The sequence below is a fragment of the Lentzea kristufekii genome, from assembly GCF_033949925.1.
GTDB classification, from domain to species: domain Bacteria; phylum Actinomycetota; class Actinomycetes; order Mycobacteriales; family Pseudonocardiaceae; genus Lentzea; species Lentzea kristufekii.
Window position 1 is genome coordinate 289,770 of the sequence record NZ_JAXAVV010000009.1, and the last position, 14,322, is coordinate 304,091.

10 protein-coding genes and 1 pseudogene are annotated in these 14,322 nt (G+C 67.4%); 9 read left to right on the top strand and 2 right to left on the bottom strand.

Features of this window, described 5'->3' with window-relative positions; translation table 11 throughout:
* Nucleotides 1–116 precede the first annotated feature (116 nt).
* A pseudogene (locus tag SK571_RS20470) lies at nucleotides 117–593 on the top strand (carbohydrate ABC transporter permease); the annotation flags it as partial.
* Here SK571_RS20470 and SK571_RS20475 read toward each other — a convergent pair.
* Nucleotides 539–1,870, bottom strand: coding sequence for an RNA-guided endonuclease InsQ/TnpB family protein (locus SK571_RS20475; protein ID WP_319985691.1), 1,332 nt, complete (start codon nucleotides 1,868–1,870; stop codon nucleotides 539–541). The pseudogene SK571_RS20470 and the gene SK571_RS20475 overlap by 55 nt on opposite strands.
* A 173-nt stretch (nucleotides 1,871–2,043) precedes the next feature.
* Between SK571_RS20475 and SK571_RS20480 the strand changes: the two genes are divergently transcribed.
* Nucleotides 2,044–3,315, top strand: coding sequence for an ABC transporter substrate-binding protein (locus SK571_RS20480; RefSeq protein WP_319985692.1), 1,272 nt, complete (start codon nucleotides 2,044–2,046; stop codon nucleotides 3,313–3,315).
* A complete protein-coding gene (locus tag SK571_RS20485) occupies nucleotides 3,312–4,457 on the top strand; it encodes an enolase C-terminal domain-like protein (protein ID WP_319985693.1) in 1,146 nt (381 codons plus the stop codon). The genes SK571_RS20480 and SK571_RS20485 overlap by 4 nt, the downstream gene beginning before the upstream one ends.
* A 33-nt stretch (nucleotides 4,458–4,490) precedes the next feature.
* Here SK571_RS20485 and SK571_RS20490 read toward each other — a convergent pair whose 3' ends face one another.
* Nucleotides 4,491–5,255, bottom strand: coding sequence for a pectate lyase (locus SK571_RS20490; RefSeq protein WP_406602006.1), 765 nt, complete (start codon nucleotides 5,253–5,255; stop codon nucleotides 4,491–4,493).
* A gap of 227 nt (nucleotides 5,256–5,482) precedes the next feature.
* On the opposite strand from SK571_RS20490, the gene SK571_RS20495 reads away from it, so the two are divergent.
* From SK571_RS20495 to SK571_RS20520, 6 genes are all read left to right on the top strand, one after another.
* Nucleotides 5,483–6,361: a pectate lyase family protein gene (locus SK571_RS20495; RefSeq protein ID WP_319985694.1), complete on the top strand. Its 879-nt coding sequence runs from the start codon at nucleotides 5,483–5,485 to the stop codon at nucleotides 6,359–6,361.
* A 243-nt stretch (nucleotides 6,362–6,604) separates the two neighbouring features.
* Nucleotides 6,605–9,481, top strand: a complete 2,877-nt coding sequence (locus tag SK571_RS20500) for a glycoside hydrolase family 48 protein (RefSeq protein ID WP_319985695.1) — start codon at nucleotides 6,605–6,607, stop codon at nucleotides 9,479–9,481.
* An 11-nt stretch (nucleotides 9,482–9,492) separates the two neighbouring features.
* On the top strand, nucleotides 9,493–10,761 hold the full coding sequence (locus SK571_RS20505) for a lytic polysaccharide monooxygenase (protein ID WP_319985696.1): 1,269 nt from the start codon (nucleotides 9,493–9,495) through the stop codon (nucleotides 10,759–10,761).
* Nucleotides 10,746–11,213 (top strand): hypothetical protein, encoded by a 468-nt coding sequence (locus SK571_RS20510; protein WP_319985697.1) that lies wholly within the window; start codon nucleotides 10,746–10,748, stop codon nucleotides 11,211–11,213. Before SK571_RS20505 ends, SK571_RS20510 begins: the two co-directional genes overlap by 16 nt.
* A gap of 20 nt (nucleotides 11,214–11,233) precedes the next feature.
* A complete protein-coding gene (locus SK571_RS20515) occupies nucleotides 11,234–12,982 on the top strand; it encodes a glycoside hydrolase family 6 protein (RefSeq protein WP_319985698.1) in 1,749 nt (582 codons plus the stop codon).
* A gap of 235 nt (nucleotides 12,983–13,217) precedes the next feature.
* Nucleotides 13,218–14,243, top strand: a complete 1,026-nt coding sequence (locus SK571_RS20520; RefSeq protein WP_266043960.1) for a LacI family DNA-binding transcriptional regulator — start codon at nucleotides 13,218–13,220, stop codon at nucleotides 14,241–14,243.
* The last annotated feature ends 79 nt before the right edge of the window (nucleotides 14,244–14,322 follow it).

Below are 14,322 nucleotides of genomic sequence, written 5' to 3' on the forward strand. Positions count from 1 at the left end.
CGATCACGCTCGAGCACTTCGACACGGTGTGGAACGGCATCGGGTTCGGGGTGTTCTTCCAGAACAGCCTGATCATCGGGGTCGGCACGATGATCGTCGTCACCGTGTTCGCTCTTATGGGCGGATACGCGCTGGCGCGCTTCAAGTTCCGCGGTCAGCGGGTCTTCCTGCTGGCGTTGCTGTGCACGCAGTTCATCCCCGGCGCGATGATGCTGATCCCGTTGTTCGTGATCTTCAAGTCGGCCGGGCTGCTGAACAGCCTCACCGGCCTGGTGATCGCGGACACCGCGTTCCAGCTGCCACTCGCGCTGATCCTGATGAGCGGCTTCGTGCGCAACGTCCCGATCGAGCTCGAAGAGGCCGCCATGGTCGACGGGTGTTCGCGGCTGCGCGCGTTCTTCGCGGTGACGCTGCCGCAGCTCAAGCCCGCGCTCGTGGCCGTCGGGTCGTTCGCGTTCATCGGTGCCTGGAACAACTTCCTGTTCGCGCTGATGTTCGCGAGCAGGCAGGACAAGTTCACGCTGCCGGTCGGGCTGAGCTACGCGCTGGGGGAGTTCAACACCGACTTCGGGGCGCTCGCGGCGGGCGGAGTCGTCGCCGCGGTGCCGGTCGTACTGGTTTTCGCCGTGGTGCAGCGGTTCCTGGTGCAGGGACTCAGCGCCGGCGCGGTCAAGGGTTGACTTCTCTCCTTCATGAGCGAAGGGGATTCCTGTTTCAACGCCGATTGCCCGCTCGGAGTGTTCCGTTGAGGTCTTACATCAGCTCCACAGGCCGATACCGCCAGCCCGGCGGCCTTGAGGTTGCGTGCCGCATTGACGTCGCGGTCGTGTGTGACACCGCAGGTGCACGTCCAGACACGGACGCTCAGCGGCATGGCGTCTTGCTGTGCTCCGCATGCCGAGCACAGCTTGGAGGAGGGGAACCACCGGTTCAAGGTAATTACCTCTCGCCCGTACCACGCGGCCTTGTATTCCAGCTGTTGCCGGAACGTCCTCCATGCCGCGTCGCTGATGGCAAGGGCGAGGTGTCGGTTCCTGACCATGTTGCGCACGGCCAAGTCCTCGATCACGAGCGTTTGGTTGTCGCGCACGAGTCGAGTGGTGATCTTGTGCAAGTAGTCGTTGCGGCGGTCAGCGATCCTGGCATGAACGCGGGCTACTTTGCGGCGTGCCTTGGCTCGATTCGCCCCGTCGCCCTTCGCCTTGCGCGCCAGAGCACGCTGAAGGCGGGTGAGCTTCTTCTGGTCACGGCCTTCGTGCCGAGGATTGGAGATCTTTTCCCCTGTGGACAAGGTCAGCAGATGTTCCACACCAACGTCGATACCAACCGCGCTCGTCGCAGTGCGCAGCGGCGCCACAGTCGGGTCCTGACAACGCAAGGACACGAACCAGCGGCCCGCGCTGTCCTGCGAAACCGTCACCGTGGACGGAGACACTCCGTCCGGCAGTCTGCGCGACCACACGATGTCCAGCGGCTCGTCCATCTTCGACAGGGTCAACCGACCATCGGAGTAGCGGAACGCGCTGAGGGTGTACTCGGCCGAACGACGAGATCTCTTCCGCGACTTGAAACGTGGGTACCTCGCCCGATTGCCAAAGAAGTTCACGAATGCCGTTTGGAGATGCCTCAAAGTCTGCTGCAACGGCACCGACGACACTTCGTTGAGGAAGGCCAGTTCTTCTGTCTTCTTCCAAGCCGTCAGCAGCGCCGACGTGGCGTAGTAGTTGACCCGTTCCTGCCGCGTGACCCACGCCTCTGTTCGCGCAGCGAGCGCCAGGTTGTAAACCTTGCGCACGCAGCCGAACGTGCGCAACAGCGCTGCGGCCTGCGCATCGGTTGGGTAGAAGCGGAACTTGAACGCCCGCGTCACTGGTACTGGCCCCACATCTCACAACCTACCGCTACTGCTCTCCAATCTCTGGAGTGGGTGGTGCTCGGCCCTCTCGTCTCAGCGCGGAAGACCGGTTGTCCTCCGCTGTGTCGTGTTCCAGAAGTTCATTTCGTTGTTGACCCGCGAGCCGGAAAGTCCACAAAGGAGAGCAAATGAGAGCGTTGCTGGTCGCGCTGGCACTGGTGCTGAGCGCGTGTTCCGCGGGGGGACAGGACGGACCCACGACGGTCACGTTCTGGGACAACAACGGCGGCCCCGGCCGCACACCCATCTACCAGGAGCTGATCAAGCGGTTCGAGGCGGCGAACCCGGACATCAAGATCGAGTACGTCGGCATCCCGAGCTCGTCGGTGCAGCAGAAGTACGACACGGCCATCGCCGGCGGGTCCACTCCGGACGTCGGCGGTGTCACGACGTCCTACCTCGCGCACCTCGTCGGGCAGGACGCGCTCGAGCCGGCAGACGACCGGATCGAGAACGGCGCGCTCAAGGGAAAGCTGTTGCCAGGACTGCTGGAGACGGTGCGGCAGACCTCACCGGACGGCAAGCTCTACGCCGTTCCCGCGTCGGGCAACATGGACATCATCTGGTACCGGTCCGACCGGTTCGAGGAGAACAAGATCCCGGAACCGTCCACCTGGGACGACCTGACCAAGGCCGCCGTCCAGCTGACGAGGCCGGCGGACAACCAGTACGGGTTCACGATCCGCGGTGGTGCGGGATCGGTCTTCCAGCTGCTGTCCGAGGCCTACTCCTACTCCGGTGTCGAGAAGTTCTACGAGGGCGGCAAGAGCACGGTCGCCGACCCGCGCAACGCCGAGCTCGTGCGCAAGGTGGCCGAGCTGTACAAGAAGGCCACGCCCGAGGCCGACGTGAACAACAGCTACACGCAGATGGTCGCGCAGTTCACCGGCGGCACGGTGGCGATGATGCACCACAACCTCGGCTCGACCGCGGACGTGATGAAGGCCCTCGGCCCGGAACGCGTCGCCGCCATGCCGTTGCCCAAGGGACCGTCCGGCAAGCGCACCGTGGTGCCGAACCCGACCGACGGTTTCGCGGTGTTCAAGGGCAGCAAGAACCGTGACGCGTCCTGGAAGTTCGTCGAGTTCCTGACGTCGGCCGAGAGCAACGGCTACTGGAACGAGAAGGTCGGCCAGATCCCGGCGAACACGGACGTGCGCGGCGCCGAGTGGATCCAGAAGAACCCGGCCGTGAAGATGGCGCTCGGGGTGCTGGAGGACCCGGCCACCGTGCTCGTGCCCGCGCCGGTCTACCTGCCGGAGTACTCCTCGATCACCAAGACCGACACCGAACCGCTCTACCAGAAGGTGTTGCTGGGCCAGATGCCCGCGCAGGAGTTCCTGGACCAGCTCGCGGCCAAGCTCACCGCCGCCCAGCAGGACTGGGAGAAGCGCAAGTGATCGAACGGGTGGTGGTGCGGACGTTCAAGACCACGGCGGCCACGTCCGTCGACCCGGAGGGGCACCGGCATCCGGCGCCCGAGCACGAGGTCGTCGAGGCACTGCTGGAGATCACCGACACCGACGGCGTCACGGGGTACTGCCAGGTCCAGCCCGACCAGCTGCGGCCCGCCGTGCTGGACAAGCACGTGCGGCCGGTGCTGCTGGGGCAGGACCCGTGGGACCGCGAACGGCTGTGGCGCCTGCTCGCGCGACGGCAGCGGGGCGCGCACGGCGGGTTCACCGACCGCGCGCTCGGGTTCGTCGACCAGGCGCTGTGGGACCTGGTGGCACGCCGCGTCGAGTTGCCCGCGTGGAAGCTCGCCGGCGGTGCTCGTGACCGGATCCCCGCCTACGCCAGCACGATGTGCGGTGACACGGACGGCCTGGCGACACCGGGCGACTACGCGGACTTCGCGAAGCACCTCGTGTCGGTGGGCTATCGGGCCATCAAGCTGCACACGTGGATGCCGCCGGTGCCCGGTGCGCCCAGCGTCGCCCGTGACGTCGAGGCGTGCCAGGCGGTGCGGGACGCGGTGGGGCCGGGCATCGCGCTGATGCTCGACGCGAGCCACTGGTACTCGCGGACCGAGGCGCTGCAGCTCGGCAGGGCGTTGCAGGAGCTGGACTTCTACTGGTTCGAGGAGCCGATGGAGGAGGCGTCGATCAGCTCCTACCGGTGGCTCTCCGAGCAGCTGGACATCCCGGTGATCGGCCCGGAGGTGGCGTGGGGCAAGCACCTCACCCGCGCCGAGTGGATCGCCGCCGGGGCGTGCGACATCCTGCGGGCGGGCCCCGCGGGCAGTGGCGGCATCACCCCGGTGCTCAAGACCGTGCACCTCGCGGAGTCGTTCAACATGGACTGCGAGATCCACGGCAACGGGGCGGGCAGTCTCACCGTCCTCGGCGCGACCGACTCCGGCCGCTGGTACGAACGAGGTCTGCTGCACCCGCAGGTCGACTTCGACCGGGTCCCGCCGCACCGCAACTCCATTGCCGATCCGCTGGACGAGAACGGGTGCGTGACGCTTCCGCTGATACCCGGAATCGGCGACGACTGGAATTTCGAACACATCGGAGTTCACACTCTTGAAGTGTGGTGAGAAATGCCCCGGCCGGCGGCCGGGGCATTTCCTCTACCTATAGGTGATGTCCGAGGACTTGAACAGGCAGTTCGTGCTGTCCGCCCCGGTGCCGATTTTCTTCGGTTCACCGCTCGTGACGCCCTGGTACTTGTCGCAGATCGCGATCTTCTTGCTGCTGTCCCCGACGACGGTGATCCTCGAGAACCGCGCGGTGTCGCCGTAGTTGGTGTTGATGCCGACCAGCGACTTGCCGGGGGAGAACGCGGTGACGTTCTCCAGCACGACGTGCCGCTTGTGCTGCGTCTTGCAGTTTCCGCAGGACCGGTAGAGCTTGCCGAAGTCGTCCACCTGGAAGTTGCGGATGATCATCGTGCCCGGCCCGTTGTGCTGGAACACCTTGTCCGACGCCTTGCGCGCGCCACCACCGCTGATGGTCATGGTCTGCGACGACGACGTGCCCTTGAACGTGGCCGCGTCCTCGCCGACGTCCTCCCACCACACGTTGGTGAGCGTGCAGGTACCGAGGCAGTGGACGCCGTCCGCGGCCGGCGCGCCGAGCACGACGTTCTTCAACGTCGCGCCGTCGGCCAGCTGGAAGATCGGGCCCTGGTCCTCGCCCTGACCGCCGGAACCGAGTTCGCCGGTGCCGTAGAACCGTTGCATGCCACCGTCGTAGCCGCTCGATCCGACCTTGATGGTCGTGCCGACCGGTTTTGATCCGGACGGCGTGGGGAAGGTGCTGCCCGCAGCCTGTGCCTGAGGTGCGAGAAACGCGGCCAGAGCCGCGGCCAACACCAATGGTGCCATTTTCTTCATGTGCGCTCCGCTTGCAGGGGGATGCGCGGCGGTAATGTGATGGTAGGGCGGAGATCTTTTCTGTCAACCTCTATTCGAATGTTCGAATCGAATATCGTCGAATTGGTTGACCGTGCTACCTGGTGCTGGTTGTGTGAGTTCTACCGCCGCTCACTCTCATTGGGAGCGAGTAAATGATTCCAAAGCGCACAGCATTGATTTCCGCCGTCGCGCTGGTCCTGGGTGCGATGTCCGTTCCTCAGGCGGCCGCCGCTCCGTTCGGGCTGGTCGGCTGGGCCACTCAGGGTGGTGGCACGACGGGTGGCGGCAGCGCCTCACCGGTCACCGTCACCACGGCGTCCGCGTTCGTCGCGGCCGCGAAGGCGTCGGGCGCGGCGGTGATCCGGGTCTCCGGCACGATCTCGCTGCCGAGCATGACGAAGGTCGCCTCGAACAAGACCATCGAGGGCGTCGGCTCGACCGCGACGATCACCGGGCAGGGGCTGAACATCGCCAACGCCTCGAACGTGATCGTGCGCAACCTCAACTTCCGCAGCTGGGGTGACGACGCGGTCAACGTGCAGTACTCCACCCGCGTGTGGATCGACCACAACACCTTCTCCAACGGCTACGACGGTGCGGTCGACGTCAAGCGGGCCTCGGACTACGTCACGGTGTCCTGGAACAAGTTCACCAGTCACAACAAGACGATGCTGCTGGGTCACAGCGACGACAACGGCTCTGAGGACCGCGGCAAGCTCCGGGTGACCTACCACCACAACTGGTTCGACGGCACGCAGCAGCGTCACCCGCGGGTGCGGTTCGGCAACCCGGTGCACGTCTACAACAACTATTACGGCGGTGTGACGGACTACGGCGTCGCGTCGACCGTCGAGGCCGGCGTCCTGGTCGAAGGCAACTACTTCGAGAACACCGAGGACCCGTTCCACCGCGGTGAGGGAAGTTCGCCCGGTGGGTCGCTGGTGGCGCGCAACAACCACTTCGTCAACTCGGGAACGGGCGACCAGGGCGGCTCTGTGAAGAGCCTTCCCTACTCGTACCCGCTGGACAGTGCGAGCAGCGTGAAGAGCGTGGTCACGGCCGGTGCGGGAGCCGGACGCGGCTGACAAGACCAGGGGGCGCCCGAAGTGGCGTGGGCGCCCCCATCCTCTTCTGGGACCGCTCCCAGGATTCCACTCGAAGAGAGCAGTAAGAGGAACCGGCAGAGCAACCGTTGTTGTGCCGAAAGGCGCAACCGGCAGGGCTTTGCGGCTCAGAATCGGCTACACCTCTGGTCCTTTGACCGCTGTGGGCCACGTTACAGTGCCGTGAACTCTGGGAGCGCTCCCAGTTGTCGAGAGGGCGGCGGCATGACTCGACGAAAAGTGGCGTTGGCGGTTGCGGCGGTGGTGTTGGTCGGCGGAACTCCCGCCGTCGCGGCACCGGCCGCGGTGGCCTGCACCGTCACCTACCAGATCACCAACGAGTGGAACACCGGATTCGGCGCTGCTGTGTCGATCCGGAACGACGGGGAGGCGCTGAACGGCTGGAACCTGACCTGGACGTTCCCGGACGGGCAACGCGTCACGCAGGGCTGGAGCGGCAACTTCACGCAGACCGGCGCAGTGGTGAGCGTGACCAACCCGCCCTGGGCCCCGACCCTGGCCGCGGGTGGCACGGCGCAGGTCGGCTTCAACGGCAGCAAGGGTGCGACGAACCGGCCCCCGACGGACTTCGCCGTGAACGGCGTGTCCTGCACCGGGCCCAACCAGTCGCCATCGGTGGCGCTGACGGCGCCCACGAGTGGCAGCAGCTACACCCTGCCCGCGCAGATCCCGCTGGCGGCGACCGCGCAGGACACCGACGGCACGGTGGCCAAGGTCGACTTCTACGCGGGGGACACCCTGATCGCCACCGACACCAGCGCGCCGTTCAGCGGCACGTGGACGTCGGCGCCGGCGGGTGACCACAGCATCACCGCGAGGGCGACGGACAACCTCGGTGCCACCAAGACCTCGGCACCGGCGGCGGTCAAGGTCCTGTCCGGACCGGCGGTGCTGGCCTCGCCGAGCACGGTCTCGGTCAAGCAGGGCCAGACGGCGACGTTCGACGTCTCCCTGGCGACGGCACCGAGCCAGCCCGTCACGGTCACGCTCGCCCGCAGCGGCAGCGCGGACCTGACGGCGACCCCGGCCACGCTCACGTTCTCCGGCACCGCGAAGCAGACGGTGACGGTGACGTCGGCGAACAACGGTGGCGCACTCGGCACCGCCACGTTCACGGCCTCGGCCACCGGGTACAGCCCGGCGAGCGTCACGGTCAACGAGATCGACCCGTCCACATCGGACTTCAACAAGGCGTTCCTCGACCAGTACAACAAGATCAAGGATCCGGCGAGCGGTTACTTCCGCAAGTTCGGCGACTTGCTCGTGCCGTACCACTCGGTCGAGACGCTGATGGTGGAGGCACCGGACCACGGTCACCAGACCACGTCCGAGGCGTTCAGCTACTACCTGTGGCTGGAAGCGAGCTACGGCCGGGTCACCGGTGACTGGGCACCGTTCAAGTCCGCCTTCGCGTCGATGGAGAAGTTCATCATCCCGGCGAAGGCCGACCAGCCGACCAACGACAAGTACGACCCGTCGAAGCCGGCCACGTACGCGCCCGAGCACCCGAGGATGGACGCCTACCCGTCGACGCTGGACGGCACCGTTCCGGTCGGCCAGGACCCGATCGCGGCCGAGCTGAAGTCCGCGTACGGCAACTCGGACGTCTACGGCATGCACTGGCTCATCGACGTCGACAACACCTACGGCTTCGGCCGGTGCGGCGACGGCACGACGGCCCCCGCGTACATCAACACGTACCAGCGCGGTTCGTCGGAGTCGGTGTGGGAGACCATCCCGCAGCCCTCGTGCGACACGTTCAAGCACGGTGGCCCGAACGGCTTCCTGGACCTGTTCACCAAGGACGCGTCCTACGCCAAGCAGTGGAAGTACACCAACGCACCGGACGCGGACGCCCGCGTGGTGCAGGTGGCGCTGCTCGCCCAGCAGTGGGCCACGGCGCAGGGCAAGGCCGGCGACATCTCCAGTGAGATCGGCAAGTCCGCGAAGATGGGCGACTACCTGCGGTACGCGATGTTCGACAAGTACTTCAAGCGCGTCGGCAACTGCAACAGCCCCGCGTCGTGCCCCGGCGCGACGGGCAAGAACAGCGCGCACTACCTGATGTCCTGGTACTACGCGTGGGGCGGTGCGACCGACACGTCCGCGGGCTGGGCGTGGCGCATCGGTGACGGTGCCTCGCACCAGGGCTACCAGAACCCGTTGGCAGCGCATGCTCTTGCGAACGTGCCCGCGCTCAAGCCGTTGTCCGCCACCGGGCAGCAGGACTGGGCGACGAGCCTCAACCGGCAGCTCGAGATGCTGCAGTGGCTGCAGTCGGCCGACGGTGGTCTCGCCGGCGGTGTCACGAACAGCTGGGAGGGTCAGTACGCCTCGCCTCCGGCGGGCACGCCGACGTTCTACGGCATGCACTACGACGCCCACCCCGTGTGGCGCGACCCGCCGAGCAACCGGTGGTTCGGCTTCCAGGTGTGGGGGATCGAGCGCACGGCGGCGCTGTACCGGCTGACCGGTGACGCGCGCGCCAAGAAGATCCTCGACAAGTGGGTGCCGTGGGCGATCGCGAACACCACCACGGGCACGAACTTCCAGATCCCCGCGGACCTGGAGTGGTCGGGCGCACCGGACACGTGGAACGCGACCAACCCCGGCGCGAACGCGAACCTGCGGGTCCGCGTGGTCAACCACAACCAGGACGTCGGCATCGCCGCGTCGTACGCCAAGGTGCTGCTCAACTACGCGGCCAAGTCGGGCAACGCCCAGGCCAAGACCACTGGTGAGTCGCTGCTGACGTCGTTGCTCTCGCACCAGGACAGCCTGGGCATCGCGACGCCGGAGACCCGCGCGGACTACAACCGGTTCGACGACGTCTACAACACCTCCACCGCGGAAGGCCCGTACGTGCCACCGGGCTGGACCGGGAAGATGCCCAACGGTGACCAGATCGGTCAGGGCTCGTCGTTCCTGTCGATGCGCTCGATGTTCCGCAACGATCCCCAGTGGCCGAAGGTGCAGTCCTATCTGGACGGTGGACCGGCACCGACGTTCACCTACCACCGGTTCTGGGCGCAAGCCGAGATCGCCACGGCGTTCTCCCTGCACGCCGAGCTCTACGGGTGAGGAGGCTAGAGATGAGAAAACGCATAGCGTTGTTGGCAGTCGCAGCCGCGGTGGGCGCCGTGCTGGTGCACACCGGTGGCACGGCCGTCGCGCACGGGTCGATGGTCTGGCCCGGCAGCCGCACGTACCTCTGCTACGAGGACGGCCGCGCAGGCGGCGGTGGCGGTGACCTCCAGCCCACCAATCCGGCGTGTGCCGCCGCCGTTGCCCAGGGCGGGAAGCAACCGTTGTGGGACTGGTTCGGCAACCTGATCAGCAACGCCGCCGGACGTCACCGGGAGATCGTTCCCGACGGCAGCCTGTGCGGTCCCACCACGAAGTACTCCGCCTACAACCTGACGCGGGCCGACTGGCCCGTGACGCAGGTGCAGGCGAACAGCTCGGTCACCTTCCGGTACAACGCGTGGGCGCCGCACCCCGGCACCTGGGAGCAGTACGTCACCAAGGACGGCTTCGACGTGACGAAGCCGCTCAAGTGGTCCGACCTCGAGCCGGTCCCGTTCGACAAGGTGACGAACCCGCCGCTGGCGAACGGCGAGTACGCGTGGCAGGCCCGGCTTCCCAACAAGTCCGGCCGGCACATCATCTACTCGCTGTGGCAGCGCTCGGACAGCCCGGAGGCGTTCTACAGCTGTTCGGACGTCGTGTTCGGCGGTGGCACCGGCACGCCGGACACCACCGCCCCGTCGGCGCCCGGCACGCCGGTCGCGTCCGGCATCACCGGCAGCTCGGTGAAGCTGGACTGGCCCGCGGCGACGGACAACGTGGGTGTGACGGGATACCGCGTCTACAACGGCAGCCAGGTGGTCGCCACCTCCGCCACGAACTCGGCGACGGTCAGCGGCCTGACGGCGGACACCCAGTACTCGTTCACGGTGGTCGCGACGGACTCGGCGGGCAACGCCTCGCCGGCGTCCCCCGGCGTCACGGTCAGAACGACGACCGGTGGCGGTAGTACCGGTTCCTGCACGGTGGCGTACTCGCGGCCGAGCACGTGGAACGGCGGCTTCACCGCGAACGTGACGGTGTCCAACAGCGGCACCAGCGCGATCAGCGCGTGGCAGCTCGTGTGGGAGTTCCCTTCGGGGCAGCAGCTCTCGCAGGCCTGGTCGTCGACGGTCACCGTCGCGAGCGGGCAGGCGACCGCGAAGGGCGTGTCGTACAACGCGGACATCCCGGCCGGAGGCTCGGTGACGTTCGGGTTCAACGCCACGACGGCGTCCACGCCGGCTGATCCGACGTCCTTCACGCTCAACGGTTCCGCGTGCGCCATCCGGTGACGAGGGCCCTGGCCGCCCTCCTGGTCGTGGGTTCGGTCGCGTTCGTCCTCCTCGTCGGACGCGCCGAACCCACGCCGGACCTCAGCAGAGGCGTCGACGGTGTCGCCGCGTGGCTGCACGACCTGACCGACGAGTGCGCGACCGTCGAGCGGGACGACGACTTCACCGACTTCGCCGGTCCGGTGCGGTCGAAGGTCTACGCGCCGTTCATCGCGGAGTGGGGGACCTGCGCCAAGCCGCCCTACGAGCGGCTCGGGCTGCTGGTTCTGCGCCCTGGCCTGGAACAGGCCTGGCGGACGGCGCTCGCGAACGGCGAGGTCCGGGGCGACCCGGACCTCGCCTTCGGGGACGGCTTCGCGCTCACCGGCTCGATCGGGATGGAGTACCTCGGCCTCAAAAGACTCGAGTGCACGCCCAGCGCGTGTTCGCTCGTTGAGATCAAGCACCATTGAGAGACAGGAGATCCGGAGCAATGAAGCTCTACGGACAGAGGCGGTGGGCCGCGACAGGAGTCGTGGTCGCCACCACCGCGGCGACGGTCGCGGTGGCGCTCAGCGCGCCACCTGCGGGCGCTGCGCCTGGCTGCCGTGTCGACTACACGGCGAACAGCTGGGGCGGCGGAGGGTTCGGCGCCTCGGTGAAGATCACCAACCTGGGTGACGCGGTGACGGGTGGCTGGACGCTGAAGTTCGCGTTGCCCGGCAACCAGCGCGTGGCGCAGGGGTGGAGCGCGACCTGGACGCAGTCAGGCGCGAACGTGACCGCGGCGAGCATGCCGTGGAACGGGAACCTGGGTACCAACGCGTCGATCGACATCGGCTTCAACGGCTCCAACGCCGCCAGCGGTGACGCGAACCCGACGACGTTCACCCTGAACGGCACGGTGTGCACCGGGGCGCCGCCCACGAGCACGACGACCACGACGACGACCACGACTACCACCACCACGTCGAACAACCCCGACCCCGGCAACCGCGTCGACAACCCGTACGCGAGCGCCAAGGTCTACGTGAACCCGGACTGGTCGGCCAAGGCGAGTGCCGAGCCGGGCGGCAGCCGGATCGCGAACCAGCCGACCGGTGTGTGGATGGACCGCATCGCGGCGATCAACGGCACCACCGGTGCCCGCGGGCTGGCCGCGCACTTGGACGAGGCGGTGCGCCAGGCGGCGGGCTCACCGCTCGTCATCCAGCTCGTGATCTACAACCTGCCGGGTCGCGACTGTGCGGCGCTGGCCTCCAACGGCGAGCTCAAGGCCACGGAGATCGATCGCTACAAGACCGAGTACATCGACCCGATCGCGTCGATCCTCGCCAGGCCCGCGTACGCGAACCTGCGCATCGTGACCGTGGTGGAGATCGACTCGCTGCCGAACCTCATCACCAACGTGACGCCGCGGCCCACGCAGACGCCGCAGTGCGACGTCATGAAGGCCAACGGCAACTACGTCACCGGTGTCGGGTACGCGCTCGCGAAGCTGGGTGCCGTCCCGAACGTCTACAACTACATCGACATCGGCCACCACGGCTGGCTGGGCTGGGACGACAACTTCGGCGCGACGGCGGACCTGCTGTTCCAGGCGGCCAACGCGTCCGGCAGCACCAAGGCCAACGTGCACGGCTTCATCGCCAACACCGCCAACTACGGCATCCTCACCGAGCCGCACTTCTCGATCGACGAGTCGATCAACGGCACGTCGGTGCGCCAGTCGAAGTGGGTGGACTGGAACCGCTACACCGGTGAGCTGCCCTACGCGCAGGCGTTCCGGCAGCGGGCCGTGCAGGCGGGCTTCGACGCGAACGTGGGCATGCTGATCGACACCAGCCGCAACGGCTGGGGTGGCTCGGCCCGTCCGTCCGGTCCTGGACCGAGGACGACCGTGGACGCCTACGTCGACGGCGGCAGGCTCGACCGGCGCATCCACCTCGGCAACTGGTGCAACCAGGCCGGCGCGGGCATCGGCGAGCGCCCGAAGGCCGCACCCGCGGCGGGCATCGACGCCTACGTGTGGATCAAGCCGCCGGGCGAGTCCGACGGCGCCAGCGAGGAGATCCCGAACAACGAGGGCAAGGGCGCGGACAAGATGTGCGACCCGACCTACACCGGAAACGCGCGCAACGGCAACAGCATGTCCGGTGCGCTCGGGAACGCGCCGCTGTCCGGGCACTGGTTCTCCGCGCAGTTCCAGGAGCTCATGCGCAACGCCTACCCGGCGCTCTGAGCCTGAGCATGTGAGCGTGCCCATGCGGCCGGCCTCGCGTCCGAAGTTCCGGACGCGTGGGCACGCTCCTCTTAATTGATACGGATTTCTGTCCGGCAACTTTCCAGACAGTGCAGAATTCGTCTGGACCACCCTTGACGCGCAATGTTAACGCGCACATCACTCTTGATGTCATCAGAAGGTGCTCCCTATGGTGTCGACACACTCAGTGAGTGAAAGTGTGAAAGGAGGCTGTGTGGTCACCATCGCGGATGTCGCGCGGCATGCGGGGGTCGCCCCGAGCACAGTCTCCTACGTGCTCACGGGCAAGAGATCGATCTCGGCGGACACGAAGACGAGAGTCCGCGACAGCATCAGGGAGCTGGGCTACCAGCCCCACGCCTCCGACCGCGCGCTGTCCACCGGCAGGACGAACGTGATCGGGCTGGTGCTGCCGCTGCGGGCGGGCACACACCTGCCGGCGGTGATGCGCTTCGTCACGGCGGCGGTGACGACAGCGCGCAGGTACGACATGGACCTCCTGCTGATGACCGCGGACGACGGCGCGGCGGGACTGCGCCGTGCCGCGAACAGCGCCCAGGTCGACGGCTTCCTGGTGATGGACGTGGAGATGGACGACGACCGCGTGCCGTTGCTCCGCCAGCTGTCCAAACCGTCCGTCCTCATCGGACATCCGGCGGCCGCCCGCGGGCTCACCTGCGTGGACCTGGACTTCGAGGCGGCGGGCGCGAAGTGCGTCGACCACCTCGCCGACCTCGGGCACCGCTCCATCGGTTTCCTCGGCGCGCCGAGCGCGGTCTACCGCCGCAGCACCGGTTTCGCCCACCGGACCATGAACGGGTTCAGCGCGGCCGCCATGCGCAGGGGAGTGGCCGCGACGGCACTGGCCGTCGAGGGCGACCACGACTCGGTGCTCAGGGCCACCAAGGCGCTGATCCGGGCGCACCCGTCGATGACCGCGCTGGTCGTGCACAACGAGGCGGCACTCGGCTGGATCACCTCGTGCCTGCGCGCGGCCGGTCGCCAAGTCCCCGGTGACGTCGCCGTGGTCGCGATCTGCCCGGACGAACTGGCTGAGCAGACGTCCCCCCTGCTCACCTCGGTGCGCCTGCCCGCGGAGGAGCTCGGCAGGCACGCGGTCGACCTGCTCGTCGCCAAGCTGGAGGGCAAGCAGCCGCCACCGCTGATGCTGTTGCCCCCCAGGCTGTCCCGGCGGGCGAGCACACCGGACCACGCCGTACACCGCGGCGCGACAGGCTGACCGGTCCGCCACCGGCGGACCGGGACAGGACGGGCGGTCGCTGGGAAGGCTTCTGCGCGTGCGGAAATGCGGCGCGCAC